Here is a 20,458-nt window from a genome sequence, read left to right as displayed (position 1 = left end):
ACCAAAATAAGATGAGATTTATTTACTGTATATCTATATTATATAAGATTAATTGTTAAGAAATTATTAAATGCTATGCATACGCCCAAATTTGTCTTAATAATAAGCATCTTTTATGTTGCACCATCCAATGCCGATTGCACTGAGATTATAGATTTGGCAGATAGACCTAGTGTAATTGATAGTGCCTGTGCTACGCCCTATCGTCATGTTCTGATCGAGTCTAACTTTATTGTGCAACAGTTAAATGCCCATGCCGGAACCCAGTACAACCTGCCAAATACTGAGGTTCGTATTGGTTTACCGTCAAACACTGAATTTATGGTATTAATGCCCAATTATATTCAGCAAACTACAGCCCCAAAATCAGGCTCCACTGGGGTCTTTGCAGGAGTGAAGCACTCCATAAATTACAGTGAGCAATGGCTTTTTGCGATCATAGGCAATATTAATATTCCAAGCGGCAGCTATGATTATGGAAATCTGGGATGGGGCGGGCTGGTAAATGGAATCGCCACTTATAATATTAACTCAAAGTGGAGTCTTAGCGGCATGTTTGGAATTAGTGAATTAAGTGATTCTCAATCACTTCATGGGCGTTATTTTACCAGCATTAATCCTGACATTTCTCTAAGCTACGCTCCTGCAGATTGGACTTCTATTTACGCCGAAGTGTATGGACAAAGCAAAATCGACTCAGTTCAGGGCGCGGGGTTTAATTTTGATGCGGGAATATTATTTCGTGTTCGTAAAAATGCGATCATTGATTTGAGCGCAGGCCAACGGTTGCATGGTTATTTAGGCGGATTTACTCATTATATTAATGCAGGTATTTCAATAATGCTTTGATGTAGCCTTGAGGTAGTGCAAGGTAATCAAGGCTACAGGTTCGCATTATTAACCGATATGTGCAAAAAGACGATCGCTTAGGTGAATTGATTTTTTCACTAACTCATCCATTTCAGGGGTTGGCTCGCAAGATTGATAGGCGGCTTTCAGAGGAGAAAGATCTACTTTGCTATGCGTTACATCATTTTGTAAGTAACCATCAAGCGCTCTAAAAGTTTGGTATTTATCCGTAGCAAATTCTTCACAATTGGCTAGCGTTTCGTCTTGACAGATAGAGAAGCGAGTTAAATGCTCTACATGAAATGGCTCTTGGCTTTTAGAAAAGAAATATTCCATGGTGTACACTGTGCTATTTGAACCGGCACAGAAATAATAGCCTGATTTAAATTTATTGTTTTCAAAAACATCGCCGCGAATAATTCGTCCTTCTCCAGGCTGGAGGCCTGCAAGAGTGACTGTATGATTAATCGATTTTGTGGGCTCAGCTCCTTCAGCAGCCGCAGCACTTGATATAATCAAACCCAACACTAATAAGATCATCTTTTTCATTCGCTTCTTGCTCCTAAATGTAAATAGACTCGAATTAAGTTCCGCATTATACCTCATTTTGAGCAAAGAAGATCTATTTATTTGCAAATTTATTACCATTTTTTTCAAAAATGACCTAAATGCCTATATTTTTACCACCCATACGGCGTTCATGGGCTTATTTTATTGGTAATTAAATTTTTTATTTTTTTGGGTTGTCTTATGCGTCATCTTCTTTTAATGTATTTGCCCATAAAGTCAGTTAATGCTTTTGAGAATAATTAAAATTAGTTCAAACCAAGGCGCAAAGGATATGGATAGCCAAAACCTCACATTTGAAAAACAAATTCAGCAATTACAAAAGAAAGTCACTTTTTTAGAAAAAAAAGCGCAGCACAATGCTGAAGTGGCAAATAAAGCAAAAGCAGAATTTTTATCCAATATGCGTCATGATATTCGCACTCCCCTATCAGGCATTATGGGTTTTTCAGAACTATTAAGAGCCGAAGCCAATGAGCCACGCATCAAAGAATATGCCGATAACTTAGTCGCATCAAGCCATGCCCTATTAAACTTGATGGATGAAATTTTGGAAACCGTGCGAGTAAGCACTGGAGAGGTGCCTACGCAAAAGAAAAAGTTTGATTTGTACCAACTATTCCAACAAATTGAAGCCTTATACAAAGCGCGAGCACTTGAAAAACGATTAAAACTTAGTCTTATTTGGGATAAGACCCTTCCCCGTTTTGTTATTGGCGATAAAATAAGAATTCACCGCATCGTACTGGAGCTGGTAGCTAATGCGTTGAAGTTTACCAATAAAGGATTTGTATCTATTCGTGTTGAATTAGCTAAAAAGCAAGAACGTAACTTCGTCATGAAATTAATTGTTCATGATTCCGGGATTGGCATGTCTCAAGAAAATCAACAAGATATTTATTTGCAATTCAAACGGTTAACCCCCTCTTATCAAGGAATTTATAAAGGACCTGGGTTAGGTTTATATGTGGTAAAACAATTCATCGATGATTTAGCCGGAGAGATTTACGTAGCAAGTGAATTGCACAAGGGTACATCCTTTACCTGTATTATTCCTCTGCAAGAATCTCTATTAAATGACGAGCAAGGAGCCGACAAAGAGCAAGTTATCATTCCAACCTACCTGAAACCTCCCGCAGCAATAAAAAATAACGAGACCCGGGTTTTGATTGTGGAAGATAATCGTATTGCCCAATCCGTTGCTCGTGCCTTACTCACTAATCTGTCTTGTCAGGTTGATATCGCTGCCAATAGTTATGAAGCATTAGAATATTATGAACGCACCATTTATGATTTAATTTTTATGGACATTGGCCTAGGCGAAGGCATGGATGGCTATGAAATTACACAAAAAATTCGTAGCAAAGAAGAGGATGAGCACCATACTCCAATTGTCGCTCTTACCGCCCATGCCCTTGATGAAAGCAGACAACGCTGCATTGAGTCCGGTATTGATGAGGTTTTAACCAAACCATTAACTCGAACTCAGGCAATCGACATTTTAAAAAAATTTGTACCGTCAAGAATTGCCTATACCTCAGCTCATAGCAAAAAAATCCAAGCGGATTTACCAGCACATAGCGAGGAATTATTTCAATTAGAACAATTTGCCTTACTAGATTATGAACAAGGGCTAAAAAACTGTGGTACGAATTGCATGCTGGTTGAATTATTAACCCTCATGATTACTCAAGAACTACCCGCTGATTTAGAGCAAATGAAGAGTGCATTTGCGAAAAAGAAATATGACATCGTAGAGCGAATCGCCCATAAAATAAAAGGGGGTGCCGTTTATGTAGGCACCACGCGTATGAAATATGCTTGCCAATACTTGGAGCGCTACTGGAAAACCGGTGCGCGCGAACATTTTAATAAATTATATCATCAAGCCATTACGGTTATTGATGAAACATTTATACATATTGCTGATTGGCTTAAAAAAACTATATGAGGAAATATTACTTCGTACCCATTCAAGAGCTCCCTCGCGATGCTGGGATGGATGACGAGCCTTTTAAAAAGGCTTTAAGGCTTAAACTATGGCAAACTTGCAAATAAATGAAGTTGTAAGTTCAAAATAAAACCATGTTTCATGCAATATTCAGCAGCATATTCATGATTACGTTGATTCTTTTGTAAATCTAAAAGCTCAGGCTCCCAAAAGCTTATGACTTCATTTATCTCTGAACGTTCAGCGATGGTGAGATCTCGTCCTTCATCACGAATCATTTTCACACGTTGAGGTTCTTTTTTATAAATATTCATGGGGCTAACAAAAACAGGCTTATTCGTTTTATGAGCCCATTCGTGCGCCCATAAAGGTATTTCGCTATAAGGTTGATAACGTTTATCATCTGGAGCTGACATCACAAACTTTAAACAATCGGCACGGGCTAACATTTTTACATTTGGCTCCAGATACCGAACTACTCTTCCCTCTCTCTCTAAGCATTTAGGGCTAACAACTAAGGTGGTACGCTCTGGAAGATTAGGCAAAACCGAGGTGCCATTGGATTCAATTTGCAATAATTGAAAATAATTTTGTGCTTGCTCTAAGAATGCAGACAAATTATTTTGCAACAATGGCTCACCGCCAGTAATTACTAAAACCATTTTTTTAGATGCACCCTGAGCCCATGCGGGAGTAGCTATGGCTCGGCGCGTAAAAAATTCGCGGATGACCTCATCAGCCTCAGTCAATAAGGAGGAAAAACTTCGCCATTCTCCGGAATCAAAATAGGTATCGCAAAAAGAACAGGCTAAATTGCATTTAGCCAGGCGGATAAAATAGGCGGGATGCCCGCGATATGGGCCTTCTCCTTGCAAAGTAAAGAAGCGACTAGTTACAAAGAGTTCGTCTTGCTTTGCCTCTTTAAAAAATGCTTTGCCCACGATTGAATTAACACCAAACATCTATGTCCTATGAAATTTTTGCTTTCACCTATCATATAGGGTCTATGGGTAAACTCAACTGTTGAATTAACTCACTGGTTTCAAAGAGTCATACAGCTCTTCGCGTTTATCCAGGTCAGCTATTTTACTATTGATACAATGTAACATCTCTTTTGATGTTGTCGTGGTGCCATACGCGCCACGTATGTATTTGACAATCCAAATATCACAGCGTAATTCTTTAATAAATTTCAATGCGCCATCAGGTTCTGTTGGTTTTAATTCTTCTTTTAATTGTAATAATTCTTCTTTACTTAAATGTGCTCTGTTTAAAAGCTCTAAGGCACACACTTTATCCAGTTTTAATGTGCTCCTAGGCTGACTACGAATATGCTCTAACTCTTTTTTGAACTCGTCTAGAGAGGTCACAACTGGCTGTAAGCTCGGAGAGCATGTTTGTTGTGCTTCGGCAAGTAACTTCGCAAATTCAGCGGGCGTTTTTAAGGCGTACTGCGCCTGATGACGGGCCAAATCACAAAGCACATCGGCATAATATGTACGCATGCGCCGGTTATATTCGAATTGCTCCTCAGTAATCATTTTTGGCGTATTTACATTATCTGAATAAATTTCATAATAGGTAATAGCCCAATCCAACGCGGTTAAACCTTGGTCATCTTTATTATTTAAGTTGGAATGAAAATACTTACCTGTTTCAAAGCAACGATAAGCTTGAGTAATTACCGCCGAATGCAGAGCCGTCTGGGAAGTACTAACTGTACTCGCCATCACAATTGCTTTTAAAGATTCCTTTACTTCTTCCTGATATGCATCAATTTCATCTTGCGTGCAACCTATACTCATCGCATATTGTTGCAATTCATTTAAAATAAAATGTTCCGCCTCAAGCTGATTTTTCAAAAGAAACTTTCTAAACTCAGGCACTTCAATCAAGGCAACCCGCAATTCACTAAATCGTGAGCTTGTGGCACGTTTTACCATGGCTAAGGTGCTGTTTGCTTCAGCTTTATTCGGTGCATCGTCTAAAGTTTTTTTCAGTCCTTTACCAATAAGATCGATAGGAATAACTGCCTGCTTTAAAAAACGTTGCCATTTTGCGACTTCAAAATCCGGATCATTTTTTAATGACTGATACGCACTACGGTCTTCTAAGCTTTGATAGGCTTTATCTCCAGCAACAAAATATGCTTTCTTTGTAGGCCAATAATGGTTTCCTGAATATTGTAAATCAGGAAATCCCTTTAAATCTGCAGCATTAATACGAAATTCATTTCCGGTGTACGTTAGGTTTGCAAGACGAGCATTACGCGTTGACATCATTTTATCACTAAACATGAGGTCATGATCGATCTTAAAAAAGTGAAAACAAGGTTTATTATTCTCTAAGGTAACATAATAGCCAATATTGCCTTTGTGCAGATCATCTTCTTCAAGACCATAGGCTGTACTAAACACATCCGCCAAAGAATCCATATCAATGGAAATATTACCTTTATTTTTTTCGGCTAATAACTTTGCAAAAAAGTTTTGTGGTAGTTTATCAAGGAAATTAAAACCCTTGCCAACTCCTAAACTTGCAATATCGAACTCTTGCTGCACATTTGCTAAAAATTGGTCATCACATTTTCGTTTTAATGATTCCCATTCATAAATCATAGACAAGACCTCATGCTGCTCACGTGAAACAATATCACTAGGCACGGTATTGAGATCAAGAGGAATATCCTCATCCAGCAAGGATTGCACATAATCAGAACAAGCTAAAATAACGCGTTCATCTAATGGCCCTACTGAAGCTACAGCAACATGGTGGCGTTCCTGCCAATAATCTTGCAAACGCTGAAAGTAACCAACACCAAATTTTTCTAAGGCTTCACGCGCATCATGAATGGCTTTGAATTCCTCCCATTTACTCATGGTTTTTGGAGGATTAGCATCCAATGACCCCGCTTCTTTTTTCTGCAGAGGGTTGCGAAAACTGGTATCAGGCCCATAATTCCAAGCCAAGAATTCAGCATCACTTACCTCGGTAGCAATGGGCGTATGCCCTTTGATCCAGGCATGAAACTCATTGTCAGTGACCTCAGCACTTGAGGTAAATTTCTCGGTTGCCTGCAAAAACACTATATTTTTATTCGCTGCACGTAAGCGCAATAAAGCATGAGCAGCATGCTCAGCGCAGACACCCGCAATATTGCCATTTTTATAGCGAACAATGTCTTGTTCTAAATTTCTTTGTGGCGCGGCGATGGCATTAGCAACTGCAGTAAAACAGGCTTCTAATTCAGATGCTTGCTCGCCAAATCGTCCAGGGTATTTATTTCTTTTGAAAATAACATGGCGCGCTTTTCCTTTTTCATTATACGCGATGGTACCAAAATGAGCTTCATGAGCACTTACATGGGCGCCTGTCTTGCTGAAACCTAAAATTGCGAGTATCTGCATAATAAAAAGAAAATTAACGAGTCACTATGATCATATTATAAACTAAACCGTTTTTTTTCAAAACCCCTTTTTGATCAAAAAATAATCAAGGCTTTTTTTGCTATTCGTTTGCACTTGCTCAACTACTTAGCATAATGACAAGTTGCTGATAAGCGTTTGATTTCAATTTAAAAAATACTTTGCGATTAAAAAAAAATGAGTTATAACTCTTTGATGCTGGTTCAGGGATTGATAGATCAGTGTGGGACAGCATTTGATTTGCGTAATGCTGGATATTGTTTTTTTCACGGAGTGAGAAAATGAACAGTAAAGTATTTTCGCAACGGTTCAATCGCGAATTAGCTACTTTAGGTTTTCCAGAAGAGTTATCAGAAAAAATCAAAGCAGTATCTAAAGTATTTGAGGTATCTCGCCATTTGGCAAACTCTCTAATCTTTGGACATATTCTTCCAGAAAAGGACCAACTGGATAGAATCGCTGCGATTTTGGAAGTTTGTCCACAGTGGTTAAGTGGTGCAACTGATCGAAAAAAAGCCTATAGTAGTCGCGAAACTGCTGATAGCGAGTCATAGTGATATGACAGCAAAGTTGGGTGGAACATGTGAAGCCCAACTTTTCTCATCTCCAATGTTTGACCCAACCAGCCCCGTGGTGTAAAGCAAATTTGAGCCCAATACCCAAATTATTGTATAATTGTCCGAAACACTCGTTAACTCATGTCCGCTGCACTAGGCGAACACCATTTATACCGTAGGTTACTACTATCATGGAATGTCTAAGCTTTTGTATCGCTAAATCAATTGATTTATCACGTATTGATGCGTATTTTAAAAATTCCTCCGCGGAATTTTCTTCCTTAAAAACACGGGATGTCGTAAAACTCAACTCAAATAAAAACAAAGATCATACAATCTACGTATTCAAAAACGGAACCGTAGTTTCTTGGGGGGTTAAGCGCTACCAAATTAACGATTATTTAAATACCATTAAACAATTGCTGGATAAGCCTGTGGCTATGTCCGTACATGATGAGTTCCACTATCAAGCAGGTGAAAAAACCACGATAGAACCTCACGATTTTTTTGACGTGGATTGCCTGACCATTGAAGATGATAGTGAGGAATTGAAACTAAGCCTTTCTTATGGTTTTTCCCAGTCCGTAAAATTACAGTATTTTGAAACTATTATTGATGCGCTCATTGAAAAATATAATCCAATGATCCAAAACCTGTCCCATACTGGGGAAATGGAAATTAGCCGTACTCAAATTCAGCAAATTATTGGCGAGATTTTAGGCGCGAAAAGCGAAATGAATTTAATTAGTAATTTCCTTTATCATCCTAAGTATTTTTGGCAGCACCCCACTTTAGAACAACATTTCGCCATGCTTGAGCGCTACTTGCACATTCAACGTCGCGTTAATGCAATTAACCACCGTCTGGATACCTTAAATGAGATTTTTGAAATGTTTAATGGCTATTTAGATAATCGCCATGGCCACAATCTTGAAATTATCATTATCGTATTAATTATTATGGAAATTGTTGTCGCCGTATTAAACCTACACTTTTAATACGCTACGTAATGATAACCCGTATTAGATGTGGTCCTAATACGGGAATATAAGCTACAAAATCTGAACAATATGCTATTCTTTAAAAAAACCAAATAAAATTAAAAGCCATGATTAGCACAACCAATCAATTGAATGAAAAGCAGCTCCATGATTTGGAGCAGCTAAAAAACATCAGCAAGGCTGTCGATGGCAGCGTTCCTAATGTATACATGCATTTATTGGTTCAACGCAGAACCCTGCCTACGATTGCTTTATACTATGAAAACGAGCAATTACTTGGTTTTGTTAGTGTTTATTTTTTCTATGAAGATGCGGTAGAAATCGCATTGTTAGTACATCCTGATGCCCGCCGTAGAGGGATTGCGAAACAATTGCTGCGTCATATTTTACCCATAGTGCAAGAGCATAACTATCCAAAAGTGATTTTTTCATGTCCAGCGCATATCAACGAACGCTGGTTGCCCACACTAGGCTTCTTATACCGCCACAGTGAATACTATATGGAGCGACATAATTTAAGCCCTTTGTTGGATCATAAAAAACAACTCACCTTTCGTACCGCCACAATCGATGATGTTCCGCAATTATGCTTGTTAGATGAAGCCTGTTTTTATAAAACGCATGCCGAGCTCGAACCTCGTTTTCAGCATATATTGAGCGAACGCAATTATCAGATTATTCTGGCTTTTGAACATAATCAACTCATTGGTAAAGCCCATTTGCGCTGGCAAAAACATGGAGCAACACTTTCAGACATTGCCGTGTTTCCAGAAAAACAAGGTCATGGATTGGGAACAGCCCTGATTACATACTGCATTAACTATGCATTAAGTGAAGGTAAACCTGATTTGAATCTTGACGTGGAAACCCATAATCAAAAAGCACTTAACTTATATACTCGCTTAGGTTTTTTAACGCAAAATGCCTGCGACTATTGGATGATTGATGTAGGCCAACTACAGAAACAACTGGCCAATCCAATAAGTGTCGCAAGTTAATTGCAATTTCCCCAAAAATTAAAATCGATACATAGATGAGGTGTTATCTTCTTGCGCATCCATATATGCGGCGGCTGTATAAGTAAACGGCATGGTGAGAATTGCACCGATTGCAAGGCAACATGAAAGGCTGAAAGAAGCTATTAACATTTGCGGTAAAATAGGCAATATCGTGGAGAATATAATGCATGCTGCGAACCCTAAAATGTGATCCTCTGGTTCAGGGTCTTGACCAATAAACGCTTGGGTAATAAGCGTATAAGGGCCTCTTGCTATGTGACCACAGGTTGAGAAAAAAGAGCCATAAAATTCAGTTAATGTACTAGTTGCTGACATAACTATGCTCCTAACAGATCGTATTGTTCTATGGTTATGGAGCTGAATGCTACACTAAAAGCATTAAGGTAATATTAAGAAATGAAGATCTTGACAGAGTTTTCTCCCCCCCTTTAGTATTAGCTTGAAAAAATGCTTCTTTATAAAAGGATTAGGGATGAAAAAGAGGGTCGTCATAACCGGAATGGAAATTACATCGTCCATAGGAACAGGGCTGAACAAATTTTGGAATGCAGCAAGCCAAGGCCAGTGTGGAATTAAACGCATTCAAAACTTTGACCCCTCCCCCTATCCCACCCAAATTGGTGGCGAAATCACCGATTTTAACCTAGATGAGTTTCCTCAATTTAATAAAAGTAAACGCTATCCTCGCGCTGCCCAATATGCGTTATATTGCGCTCATAACGCAATCACACAAGCAGGCTTAAATGCCCAGGAACTATTTAGTGCTGGTACCTACATTGGTACTAGTATGGGCGGACAGTCTGAGGCCGAAGAAGTCTATAAAGCGATTTACCTTGAGGGGTGGAAAAAAATGCCCGCTCTCTCCGTATTACGCACCATGCCTAACTCCATTGCTAATTATATTGCCATTGAATTTGGCATTGGGGGCGCCAACTCGACCATATCCAATGCCTGCATTTCTTCCGCGGAAGCTATAGGAGCCGCCTATCAGCAAATCGCTCACGGCAGATTATCTACCGCTGTTTGCGGAGGCACCGATTCATTTCTTTGGGAATCAATACTTGCAGCTTGGTGTAAATTGAGGGTAATGTCGACTAAGAATGAAAATCCCACCAAAGCCTGTAGCCCATTTGATCTCAATCGAGATGGAATGGTTATCGCGGATGGGGCCGGGATTCTAATCCTGGAAGAATTGCAACAGGCGAAAGCGCGCGGCGCTAAAATTTATGCGGAAATTGTCGGCTTTGGCGCAAGCTGTGATGCCTTTCATGTAACAGCCCCTAATTCCCAAGGCCAGCAACGCGCTATTTTTTCTGCATTAGATGATGCGCGTTTATCAGTAAATGACATCCATTATATTAATGCTCACGGCACCGGTACTCCGCTCAATGACAGTATTGAAACAGAAACCATTAAAGCTGTTTTTGGTCAGCGTGCCTATGAAATTCCTATAACCGCCCAAAAATCGATGACCGGACATGCCATTGGTGCAGCCGGCGTTATGGAAATTATAGCCACCACCCTGAGTTTGCAAAATAATCTGTTGCTACCCACAATCAATCTGGATACTCCTGACCCTGTTTGCGATTTGGATTATGTGGCAAATAGTGCTCGCCAGAAGATGATTGACATCGCCTTATCGAATCATTTTGCCTTTGGTGGGGCAAATGCGGCTTTAGTGTTAAGTAGGTATTTTGGCTAACTCTTAAGAGCCTGGCTTCGAAAGCAGGCTCCGTTAACGCAGAGATGCGAATCGTTAATATTAAGGCACAATCAACATATCTGTGGGATTAACCCGCACCAAGCGATCACTTACCCGACCCATTAATACATAATATAGTGCTGAATGCCCGCGTGTGCCTAAAACCACCAAATCAGCCCCCCAGTCTTTTGCATACTGTGGAATATCATTGGCAGGGTAACCACCAATAAATTTTACTGAAAAACGGCTGGGATCCACAGCACAGCTTGCCAAGAATTTATTTAATTTATCTTGCAAAGAATCGTGCATATGGGGTTTTACCATTTTCTCATACCAGACATCTGCAACATGCAATAGCAAAAACTCCGCTTGTGGATATGCTTTATAGGCAACTTCAATCGCTTTTTTACTGGCATCAGAAAAATCCGTACACACTAAAACACGCGCATACTCTCTTGCTGTTGGCGACTGGCGAATTAAGTGCATTGGAATGGGGGATTGCTTAAGCACCGCCTCAGAATTTGTCCCTAAAATAAAATCATTTAAATAATAAGTGCCGTGCGCCCCCATAAATACCATATTAATAGAATGCTCTTGAATAAATTTGATAATTTCGTCTGGAACACGTCCGTCCAACACTTTGAATTGCATCGGATATGGGGCTATAAGCTGCTTTAACTCCTGCTCATGAGCCTCCTCTGCTTTGTGGACCCAATCCTGTTCGATCGCATCCCCTCCATCCATCCAGCCTTGATTGATTACATGCACACAAATTAATTCGGCCTGCACCGAATGGGCAAATTGAACCGCTCGTTGAATCGCATAGAATGAATGGGTCGAGAAATCTGTAGTAACTAATATCCGTTTAAACACAGAAGTATCCTCAAAAAGAAGTCCTTACGTAAAAGTATAGAATAAATAGCGCGCATATTATTTATACTATAATAAATAACAAATCCTAGGCTTATTTATCCCAGGAAGGAGCATCTTGTGAAACGATTTCGTAATATCCTTTTTGTAAGTAACGGTATTAAAAATGGAAGTGAAGCCTTAACTGAAGCCATACGGTTAGCAGAGCATGATCAGGCTTGTTTAGAAATTCTTATTGTATGCCCTCCTTTTTCTGCTAATTTCGAGCAGTATCAAGCATCCTATGAAACCTTTTTAAAAGAGAATATTCAAAAAATGATTGTGGAGGCACAAAATCATTTATCAAGCCAGAAAAAAGTCATTCCAGTGGAAATTGTTTGGGAAAAAACGCCAAATATTGCAATTATTCAACGCGTTTTACGCCAATCTCACGATTTAGTTGTTAAAGCAGCAGAAGAGGCGGCAGGGCCCGGCTTTAAAGCCTTAGATATGGCTCTGCTACGTAAATGTCCCTGCACGCTGTTTCTGCATCGACCATTAAAACATCCTAAATCAATTCAAGTCGCAGTAGCCATCGCCCCCGATAATACAGATACAGCAGAGCAAGATCTGGCGCGTAACCTGTTAAAATTGGCTCAGCACTTAGCTATATTTTATTCAGGAAAATTTAGTATTCTCTCCTGCTGGGAATTTGCCTTAGAAGGATTTTTACGCAATAGCGCCTGGGTTGATATGTCAGTAGATACCATTGACGAGATGGTACAGCAAGAGGGCAATAGCAATTACATGGCCTTGCATAAATTAATTGAGCAGGCAAAGCTTCCAGAAAAACCGCCAATCTACCATTTAAAAGGTGATCCTACTGAAATCATCCCCGCCTGGGTCAATGAAAAAGAAATCGATGTTTTAGTAATGGGAACGGTTGCCCGCACTGGAATTACCGGATTTATTATTGGCAATACGGCAGAAAATACCTTGCAAAAGCTTAATTGCTCATTATGGGCAATGAAACCACAAGGCTTCGTTTCGCCAGTAAAAGCATATTAAATAAGGACTTCCAGGAGGCCCTTTGTTGTAACCTCCGTTGGAAATTTATTTTTAATTAATGCATTAAAACGGCAAAGCTAATAAGGGATTGATGGCATTAATTAATTTACCAAACATCCATTTTATATCTTGCATGGCCTCATAGGTTTTGGCTTCAAAACGTATGGTTAAATAAGGCCCGGTGTTTGAAGGACGAATTAGCCCCCATGCATTATTTAGATTGGCTCTTAACCCATCAATATGCACCAGCTCCCCAGACAGATAATCTGGAGCCTGCAGTACTACTTGTTGCATAAATTGCGCCTTTAAGCCCTCAGCAATACCCACTTTTAATTCATCAGTACTTAAGGACTTGGGAAATTGTTCAAAAAATTGATGGCTATCTTTGGCCTGCTCACTAAGCATCTCTAATACCCGGGCCGCAGCATAAAGGCCATCATCATGTGGCAACCACCGGTCACTGAAATAAAAATGCCCACAATATTCGCCGCCAATGGCTGCCTGATGCGCACTCATCGTTGCCATAATATGGGCCATACCTGTCTTGGTCATAATGGCACGCCCATTATGGGCACTTAAGTAATCCTGCAAATGATGAGTACATTTCACATCAAAAACAATTGCAGGTTCAGCCATCTTTTTTAAGAGGGCATCAGCAAATGCCAATAGCAAATAATCCGAAGGAATAACACATCCATTTTTATCAATCACACTCAAACGATCGCCATCGCCATCAAAAGCCAACCCTAAATGAGCTTGTTGTGATTGCACCACCCTACGTAAACCACTCAAATTTTCCTCTGCAGAGGATGCGGATTGCTCAGCATAATGAGAAATAACCTGACAACCTAAGGCGGTTAATAATTGGGGCGCTAAATGGCATGCAACTCCGTTGCCTCCCCCGATAACCACTTTTAATGGCTTAATCACTCTTAAACTGGCTTTAACCATCCGGATGTACTTATTAACCACCTGTTCCTCCGGATATTGCACCACTCGTCCTCGTTCCGTATCATCATAGAGGTATCGCTCATCCATAATACGTTGATGCAATAAACGTAAGCGTTCACCGTAATAGTTTTTTTTGCCTAAAATGATTTTCAAGCCGTTATAATCTGCAGGATTATGACTCGCGGTTACCATTAATCCTGACTGACATTGCAAGTCATGCATGGCAAAATACAAAACCGGAGTAGGTAAACAACCAATATCAATGACATTTGTACCCGTAAAGAGCAAGCCTTTAATTAGAGCATCCGCAAACAGCTTGCTGCTAGGCCTACTATCACGACATAGCAATAGCGTGTGTAATCCATGGAGTTCCTGTAGTTCACTACCAATAGCAACGCCTAAGGTATAATAAGTATTTTCATTCAAATCTTCACCAATTTGATTACGAATGTCATACTCTTTAAAAATTGTTAGAGGCGGTTTTATTAGATAGGACTTACTCATAATTTAGCTCCCACGCGCATAGCTAAATTTGCCATACATTCAGGATTTAATAATGTCCTTATCTGTAAAAATCACTCTGTAAATGACAAATTGTTTACATCGATCATAGACTTATGCGCACTTCAATGAAACACGCATAGCTACAACCCCCAAATCGAATTGTTCAATATTTAGTCAGTGTAGTCTATGAATAAATAGAAAGCGAATTCATTTCATACTTTTTATTTACACAGAATGTGAAGGTAAAAACCCGTTAAATCGTCAGAGCGTACTCCGTATAAATTAATAAGGCATTGGACGCTCGTGGGGCTTTTTCAGCGCGGGCTCGAAAAGACACCATAAGGAGTATATAATCAGCCCTATTTTGCAAATTTAGAGGCCAATAAAATGAATGCTTCGCTTTATGAGATAGCAAGTTTAGTACAAGGAACCATCATCGGCGATAATTCGCTACGGATTTCCGCATTATCCCCTATTGATGATATTGCTCCGGGAACACTGGTTTTTGCTGACAGTACTGACAATCTGAAAATCGTAGAAGCCTCTCCCGCCGCGGCCATTTTGGTAGCTCAAGGGATGGAAAGCACTAAAAAACCAGTAATCCAAGTAGCTCATCCTCTTAAAGCATTTATTTCTCTTCTCCACCATTTTCATCCAGCCCCCAAAGTTCAGCCAGGAATTCATCCTACAGCAGTTATTGCTGAAAATGTGCAATTAGGAGCAGAGGTCTATGTAGGACCTTATGTTAATATTGAAGCCGGTAGTGTTATTGGCGATCACTGCGTACTTAAAAGCCATATACATATTGGACAAGGCGTTACTATTGGGGCGAATACAACCATTCATCCCCATGTCACAATATACGATCAATGTCAGATCGGCTCCCGAGTTATTATTCATGCATCCACCGTTATTGGTTCAGATGGTTTCGGCTATACTTTTGTTGATGGCAAACACTTAAAAGTACCCCATCTAGGTAAAGTAGTAATTCATGATGACGTAGAAATTGGCGCTAATACCGCAATTGATCGCGCAACCATGGGTGCTACTATTATTGGTGAAGGAACAAAGATTGATAATCTCGTGCAAGTTGCTCATTCAGTGAAGTTGGGCAAGCACAACATTCTTTGCGGTTTTACAGGAATTGCCGGAAGTTGCACCACGGGAAATCACGTGATTTTTGCCGCGAATGTTGGTGTTAGTGATCATGTGACCATTGGTGATGGTGTTGTTTTAGGAGCTCGCTCTGGTGTGGCGCCCAAGAAAGAGCTTAAAGCGGGAGTGGTTTATTTTGGTAATCCCGCCCGTCCTAAAGATATTGCCATAAAACACGAGCTGGCGGTTAATCGTATTCCTTTAATACGCAAAAATATAAAAACCCTTTCAGAGCAAGTTGCTGTATTGAGCGAACAAGTATCTAAGCTAGAGGTAGAGTAAATAATGAAGGCACCATTAATTCTTATCGATGGTTCATCCTATTTTTTTCGTGCATTTCATGCGCTTCCCCCTTTGACTAACTCCAAAGGACAGCCCACTGGAGCAGTCTATGGGGTTGCAAACATGATTAAAAAATTAATCAAAGATTATCAGCCTGAAGGACTGGCGGTAGTCTTTGATGCTAAGGGGAAAACCTTTCGAGATGAATGGTACCCAGAATATAAGGCCAATCGTCCTCCTATGCCTCAAGAATTAAGCTCTCAATTTCAACCTTTAATGCAATTATTAGAAGCAATGGGTTTACCTCTGCTAATGGTTGAAGGAGTCGAAGCAGATGATGTAATCGGTACCCTGGCGCGCCAAGCCACAGAACAAGGAATTCCAGTAGTAATTTCCACCGGCGATAAAGACATGGCCCAACTGGTTAATGAGCATATTAGCCTGATTAATACCATGAACAACTCCACTATGGACGTTATGGGCGTTAAAGAAAAATTTGGCGTAACACCAGAACAAATCATTGATTATCTTACTCTGGTGGGCGATAGTTCAGACAATATTCCAGGTGTTACCAAGTGTGGTCCTAAAACTGCGGTGAAGTGGCTCACTGAATATCAAACTTTAGACAATTTAATAGAAAATGCCGAACGTATTACCGGCAAAATTGGTGAGTATTTGCGCGCCAGTATTTCCCAATTACCCTTGTCCAAAAGACTGGTAACCATTAAAACTGATTTAGAGTTGCCCTTAAGCCTACATGAATTAAAACCCAAAGACGTAGTTAAAGAATCGCTCATTGCGCTTATTCGCGAGCTTGAATTCAAAAATTGGCTAAAGGAGCTCTTAGAGCAAAAAGAAAGCCAACCCGAACAAACTACAGAAACAAGTGCCATTAATGCCATTCATGAACTGGTAACTACCAACGAACAATTGGAACCTTGGTTGCAACAGCTGCAGCAGTGCAAAGCCTTTTGCATTGATGCTGAAACCACTGATATTGACATTATGAAGGCCGAAATTGTGGGCATATCACTAGCTATTGAGCCATTAAAGGCGGCATATATCCCGTTTACCCATACCGATGGCAGTCCACAATTAAACCGAGAAGACGTACTTACCCAGTTAAAACCTATTTTGGAAAATCCGCAAATTAAAAAAATTGGGCAAAATATTAAGTACGATTACTCCGTATTAAAAAATCACGGCATTCATCTTCAAGGCATCGCCTACGACACTATGCTTGAGTCTTATGTTTTAAATAGTAGTGCTGGTCGTCATGACATGGACTCCTTGTCTTTAAAATATTTAGGTCATAAAACCATTACCTATGAGGAAATTGCAGGTAAAGGGGCAAAGCAATTACGTTTTGATCAAATCCCCGTTGAAAAAGCCGGGATTTATGCAGCAGAAGATGCAGATGTCACCCTCCAGTTGCATCACAAGTTATTCCCGATGATGGAACCCTCATTGCAAAAAGTCTTTAATACAATTGAGATGCCACTAGTAACAGTACTGGCTGATATGGAATTACGGGGCGTGTTGATTGATGCCGTGACCTTAGAGCATCACGGTCAGCGTCTGAAAGAACGCATTCAAGAGCTTGAGGCAGAAGCATTGCAATTGGCAGGAAGACCCTTCAATTTGAATTCTCCCAAACAATTACAAGAGATTTTATTTGACGAGCAAAAGCTACCGGTAATTGCGAAAACCCCAACGGGCCAGCCCTCAACGGCAGAATCGGTGTTACAAGAACTCGCGTTTGACTACCGTTTGGCTGCGGTTATTTTAGAATATCGCGGTTTAAGCAAATTGGTTTCCACTTATATTGATGCCTTACCTAAAAAAATAAGTGCGGGAACGGGCAGAGTGCATACCTCCTATAATCAAGCCGTGGCCGCAACGGGACGCCTGTCCTCAAGCGAGCCTAATTTACAAAATATTCCCATCCGTAATGAAGAAGGCCGCTTAATTCGCACGGCCTTTATTGCACCACCGGAACATCTCATTTTGGCAGCGGATTATTCGCAAATTGAATTACGAATCATGGCGCATTTATCCCAAGATGATAACTTGCTTACTGCCTTTGCCAATGGCTGGGATATTCATACAGCCACTGCTGCAGAAATTTTCCAAGTACCCCGTGAGGAAGTGAGTTCAGAACATCGCCGTCGAGCCAAGGCAGTGAACTTTGGTTTGATTTATGGCATGTCCGCTTTTGGCTTAGCCAAGCAAATTGGCGTTGAGCGCCAAGACGCACAACGCTATATTGATACCTATTTTCAGCGTTACCCCAAAGTCTTAGAATATATGGACCGTACGCGCCAACAAGCACATCAAAACGGTTATGTAGAAACCCTGTTTGGGCGACGGCTTTACTTGCCGGAAATAAACACTCGGAATATGATGCGCCAAAAAGCAGCTGAACGTACTGCGATTAATGCTCCGATGCAAGGCACAGCGGCGGATATTATTAAAAAAGCCATGATAGCCATCGCCGACTGGCAAAACAGCCAGGAAAATCCACCTGCCAGAATGATTATGCAAGTACATGACGAATTGGTTTTTGAGGTAGCTAAGCAGGAAGTTGCATCCTGTTCACAGAAAATTCGCCATTTGATGGAGCATGCGGTACAACTATCGATTCCTTTACTTGTTTCGATTGGTACTGGAGAAAATTGGGACGCAGCCCATTGAGGTGCTTGCATTAAGATAAATGTAGTTGGGTCACGACCTAACATAAAACTCCGGGTGGCCGAAATACCTAACACCATCCGTAAGCGTTCACGAGATAGGTAAATTAGTCATTGCGAACCATGGCGAAGCCCTCCAAAACGATGCTTCGTTAAGACTCCGTACTGGGTTGCTTCACTTTGTTCGCAATGACAGCAGTTTTTATTAACTTTAATAGAATACATACAGCGTGAACGCTTACCACCATCCCGACGCAGTGAGTAAACCCCAGCCTGTACAGAGGCCTGCGTTCGGAGTGAGGACTTGAGAGCAGCAATGAAGGCTCTTACCCTTACTTTATGTCTCTATATCATGAGCAAGTAATCGTCTATTCGCACGGAAATAAGTTATAGGCGAACACTCCAGTAAATCAGAGAGTTTTTCCATATAAATGCACGCGAAGCGATCTACCTGATAAGCAAAATAGCTTTCCTCTGCACCGGCACGGAATATTCGTTCCCATTTAGGATTGAAAAAAGCTTGTTGCTCTTTGATTAATTTGGTTAATTGAGCATCTAAACGGCTAATCTGCGCTTGTAATTCCTGCAACTCCTTCTGATATTTTGTAGAGCCTTCATCAATACTTCGTGTATGTAATTGCACGTAGTTCGACTCTAGCTCTTTTTTCACTTCCATCGTCTCACTAATTTTTCGCTCAATAGGCATGGCTCTTATTTGTGCTTCAATCTCTTCGCCTAATTCCTCGACAACTAGAGCCGTACGCCAATTACAATCTTTTTTCAAGCGCAGAATATCTCCGTAAATATGATCCCCAATGTATAGGATTTCATCGCCACGCACCCGCAAATCTTCAGTAAATTTCTTAGCGTTCCCTCCCTGATAGACACCAGGAACAATAGGTCCCATGAGATTATGCATAAAACCTGTAGAAGGATTTACCGATAAAAAGCGTAAGTTATCATAGAAAAATCGTGGCTTATTGGCTAAAGTAATGACAAATTCAAATAAATCAGCCCAGCTTTCCCCCTTGCTGAGAAACGGATTAATGGCATACTCTAAAAGAAGTTTGGTATAGGAATATTCAGAGTTAGTTAATATAAATATTCTTTTGCCATGATGAATGAAATGCTTTAAGCCATCCACTAAAGCCCTATCTTTAATCACATAGGTAGATAGGTTTTTGCTAATAATCGATTTGAGGCTGCCATCCGAATGCACCTTATCTACGCAAGCTTGCACATCTAGGGCTATCCCCTGATAGTTAGGCATACCATCGCCCAAGGTATCTTTAAGCTCCACCAATTGCCCATAGAGCACACAAAAAGCAATAGAAAATGAAGTGTCAATTGCCATATAGTTGGGGTCGCCCAAATCCACATAGGTACTGCGATAGATTTTTTGCTGCTCGGCAAAATCAATTTGTTTAGTCCCATGGAAACTTTGTCTAATTGCCCCATAACGACTTAGCTTTAAAATATTACCGTTTTTACGGTCCACCACTAAACCACGAATGGCATCATGATAGTTAAAGCTTAATTTCCGAATGGCTTCTGGATAATGTTTGGTTTCTACTAGTTGCTCTTTGACTAACTGGTAGACTAATGATTCAAAGTTTTCGGAGTGATAACGAATCAGGGTATGATCCATGTCCAAACCAATCAATTTGATTTTTTTCATGTTGAGAATTCGATTTACAAAAACTTTGCACTTACCCATGATTCTAAAACCTAGTTAGTTAAATATTTAAAGCTCATTTTTTACTCATGCTCGTAGGTTTGGGTCCCTGCCTCAACAAGGTATCCAGCCGCACCAGAACTCCATGTGGGCCAGGGTCAGCCTACAAGCCATTGCTAATGTTCTTACTTAATGAGAGCGAGGGGATAATAT

General features: G+C 40.3%; 16 protein-coding genes. 9 read left to right on the top strand and 7 right to left on the bottom strand.

The genetic code is table 11. From position 1 onward, the window contains the following. The first annotated feature begins 75 nt into the window (after window positions 1-75). Window positions 76-849 carry a transporter gene (locus tag BN3124_RS08535; protein ID WP_058534377.1) on the top strand — a complete coding sequence of 258 codons (774 nt, stop codon included), beginning with the start codon at window positions 76-78 and terminating at the stop codon, window positions 847-849. 48 nt (window positions 850-897) lie between these two features. Here the strand turns inward: BN3124_RS08535 and BN3124_RS08530 are convergent, their stop codons facing one another. Beyond that, entirely contained in the window at window positions 898-1,398 is a 501-nt protein-coding gene (locus BN3124_RS08530) for a hypothetical protein (protein WP_058534376.1), read from the bottom strand. Window positions 1,399-1,690: 292 nt separating this feature from the next. Between BN3124_RS08530 and BN3124_RS08525 the strand changes: the two genes are divergently transcribed. Beyond that, window positions 1,691-3,367, top strand: coding sequence for a response regulator (locus BN3124_RS08525; RefSeq protein ID WP_058534375.1), 1,677 nt, complete (start codon window positions 1,691-1,693; stop codon window positions 3,365-3,367). An 86-nt stretch (window positions 3,368-3,453) separates the two neighbouring features. Here the strand turns inward: BN3124_RS08525 and BN3124_RS08520 are convergent, their stop codons facing one another. Further along, a complete protein-coding gene (locus tag BN3124_RS08520; RefSeq protein ID WP_058534374.1) occupies window positions 3,454-4,329 on the bottom strand; it encodes a 7-carboxy-7-deazaguanine synthase QueE in 876 nt (291 codons plus the stop codon). Between the two features lie 66 nt (window positions 4,330-4,395). Further along, on the bottom strand, window positions 4,396-6,774 hold the full coding sequence (locus BN3124_RS08515) for a hypothetical protein (RefSeq protein WP_058534373.1): 2,379 nt from the start codon (window positions 6,772-6,774) through the stop codon (window positions 4,396-4,398). A gap of 299 nt (window positions 6,775-7,073) precedes the next feature. On the opposite strand from BN3124_RS08515, the gene BN3124_RS08510 reads away from it, so the two are divergent. The 3 genes from BN3124_RS08510 (at window position 7,074) to BN3124_RS08500 (ending at window position 9,348) form a co-directional block, all read left to right on the top strand. Beyond that, window positions 7,074-7,346, top strand: a complete 273-nt coding sequence (locus BN3124_RS08510; protein WP_058534372.1) for a hypothetical protein — start codon at window positions 7,074-7,076, stop codon at window positions 7,344-7,346. Window positions 7,347-7,540: 194 nt separating this feature from the next. Beyond that, the gene (locus tag BN3124_RS08505) at window positions 7,541-8,347 is read left to right on the top strand and encodes an RMD1 family protein (RefSeq protein WP_058534371.1); all 807 of its coding nucleotides are present in this window, start codon (window positions 7,541-7,543) and stop codon (window positions 8,345-8,347) included. A 110-nt stretch (window positions 8,348-8,457) separates the two neighbouring features. After that, window positions 8,458-9,348, top strand: a complete 891-nt coding sequence (locus BN3124_RS08500) for a GNAT family N-acetyltransferase (protein WP_058534370.1) — start codon at window positions 8,458-8,460, stop codon at window positions 9,346-9,348. Between the two features lie 18 nt (window positions 9,349-9,366). Here the strand turns inward: BN3124_RS08500 and BN3124_RS08495 are convergent, their stop codons facing one another. Next, a complete protein-coding gene (locus BN3124_RS08495) occupies window positions 9,367-9,684 on the bottom strand; it encodes a hypothetical protein (protein WP_058534369.1) in 318 nt (105 codons plus the stop codon). Window positions 9,685-9,841: 157 nt separating this feature from the next. On the opposite strand from BN3124_RS08495, the gene BN3124_RS08490 reads away from it, so the two are divergent. Continuing rightward, window positions 9,842-11,071 carry a beta-ketoacyl-[acyl-carrier-protein] synthase family protein gene (locus tag BN3124_RS08490; protein ID WP_058534368.1) on the top strand — a complete coding sequence of 410 codons (1,230 nt, stop codon included), beginning with the start codon at window positions 9,842-9,844 and terminating at the stop codon, window positions 11,069-11,071. A 60-nt stretch (window positions 11,072-11,131) separates the two neighbouring features. Here the strand turns inward: BN3124_RS08490 and BN3124_RS08485 are convergent, their stop codons facing one another. Then, window positions 11,132-11,944, bottom strand: a complete 813-nt coding sequence (locus BN3124_RS08485) for a universal stress protein (protein WP_058534367.1) — start codon at window positions 11,942-11,944, stop codon at window positions 11,132-11,134. Window positions 11,945-12,061: 117 nt separating this feature from the next. Here BN3124_RS08485 and BN3124_RS08480 point away from each other — a divergent pair, with 117 nt between their 5' ends. After that, window positions 12,062-12,988: a universal stress protein gene (locus BN3124_RS08480; protein WP_058534366.1), complete on the top strand. Its 927-nt coding sequence runs from the start codon at window positions 12,062-12,064 to the stop codon at window positions 12,986-12,988. 63 nt (window positions 12,989-13,051) lie between these two features. Here BN3124_RS08480 and BN3124_RS08475 read toward each other — a convergent pair whose 3' ends face one another. Then, on the bottom strand, window positions 13,052-14,443 hold the full coding sequence (locus BN3124_RS08475) for a phosphomannomutase/phosphoglucomutase (protein ID WP_058534365.1): 1,392 nt from the start codon (window positions 14,441-14,443) through the stop codon (window positions 13,052-13,054). A 387-nt stretch (window positions 14,444-14,830) separates the two neighbouring features. On the opposite strand from BN3124_RS08475, the gene lpxD reads away from it, so the two are divergent. Together lpxD and polA are read left to right on the top strand one after the other, a co-directional pair. Continuing rightward, window positions 14,831-15,880, top strand: coding sequence for a UDP-3-O-(3-hydroxymyristoyl)glucosamine N-acyltransferase (gene lpxD / locus BN3124_RS08470; RefSeq protein ID WP_058534364.1), 1,050 nt, complete (start codon window positions 14,831-14,833; stop codon window positions 15,878-15,880). A 3-nt stretch (window positions 15,881-15,883) separates the two neighbouring features. Beyond that, window positions 15,884-18,574, top strand: coding sequence for a DNA polymerase I (polA, locus tag BN3124_RS08465; protein ID WP_058534363.1), 2,691 nt, complete (start codon window positions 15,884-15,886; stop codon window positions 18,572-18,574). A gap of 333 nt (window positions 18,575-18,907) precedes the next feature. Here the strand turns inward: polA and BN3124_RS08460 are convergent, their stop codons facing one another. Then, window positions 18,908-20,287 carry an HAD-IG family 5'-nucleotidase gene (locus tag BN3124_RS08460; RefSeq protein WP_058534362.1) on the bottom strand — a complete coding sequence of 460 codons (1,380 nt, stop codon included), beginning with the start codon at window positions 20,285-20,287 and terminating at the stop codon, window positions 18,908-18,910. Window positions 20,288-20,458: the final 171 nt, after the last annotated feature.

It is taken from the genome of Legionella saoudiensis (assembly GCF_001465875.1).
GTDB classification, from domain to species: Bacteria; Pseudomonadota; Gammaproteobacteria; order Legionellales; family Legionellaceae; genus Legionella; species Legionella saoudiensis.
Note: the sequence above shows the minus strand (reverse complement) of the source record. Positions and strands in the feature narration are given on the sequence as shown.

What these genes read in the sequence shown, in the direction of transcription:
- BN3124_RS08535 (WP_058534377.1), top strand. Translation starts at nt 76, where the DNA reads ATGCATACGCCCAAATTTGTCTTAATAATAAGCATCTTTTATGTTGCA.
- BN3124_RS08530 (WP_058534376.1), bottom strand. Translation starts at nt 1,398, where the DNA reads ATGAAAAAGATGATCTTATTAGTGTTGGGTTTGATTATATCAAGTGCT.
- BN3124_RS08525 (WP_058534375.1), top strand. Translation starts at nt 1,691, where the DNA reads ATGGATAGCCAAAACCTCACATTTGAAAAACAAATTCAGCAATTACAA.
- BN3124_RS08520 (WP_058534374.1), bottom strand. Translation starts at nt 4,329, where the DNA reads ATGTTTGGTGTTAATTCAATCGTGGGCAAAGCATTTTTTAAAGAGGCA.
- BN3124_RS08515 (WP_058534373.1), bottom strand. Translation starts at nt 6,774, where the DNA reads ATGCAGATACTCGCAATTTTAGGTTTCAGCAAGACAGGCGCCCATGTA.
- BN3124_RS08510 (WP_058534372.1), top strand. Translation starts at nt 7,074, where the DNA reads ATGAACAGTAAAGTATTTTCGCAACGGTTCAATCGCGAATTAGCTACT.
- BN3124_RS08505 (WP_058534371.1), top strand. Translation starts at nt 7,541, where the DNA reads ATGGAATGTCTAAGCTTTTGTATCGCTAAATCAATTGATTTATCACGT.
- BN3124_RS08500 (WP_058534370.1), top strand. Translation starts at nt 8,458, where the DNA reads ATGATTAGCACAACCAATCAATTGAATGAAAAGCAGCTCCATGATTTG.
- BN3124_RS08495 (WP_058534369.1), bottom strand. Translation starts at nt 9,684, where the DNA reads ATGTCAGCAACTAGTACATTAACTGAATTTTATGGCTCTTTTTTCTCA.
- BN3124_RS08490 (WP_058534368.1), top strand. Translation starts at nt 9,842, where the DNA reads ATGAAAAAGAGGGTCGTCATAACCGGAATGGAAATTACATCGTCCATA.
- BN3124_RS08475 (WP_058534365.1), bottom strand. Translation starts at nt 14,443, where the DNA reads ATGAGTAAGTCCTATCTAATAAAACCGCCTCTAACAATTTTTAAAGAG.
- lpxD (WP_058534364.1), top strand. Translation starts at nt 14,831, where the DNA reads ATGAATGCTTCGCTTTATGAGATAGCAAGTTTAGTACAAGGAACCATC.
- polA (WP_058534363.1), top strand. Translation starts at nt 15,884, where the DNA reads ATGAAGGCACCATTAATTCTTATCGATGGTTCATCCTATTTTTTTCGT.
- BN3124_RS08460 (WP_058534362.1), bottom strand. Translation starts at nt 20,287, where the DNA reads ATGGGTAAGTGCAAAGTTTTTGTAAATCGAATTCTCAACATGAAAAAA.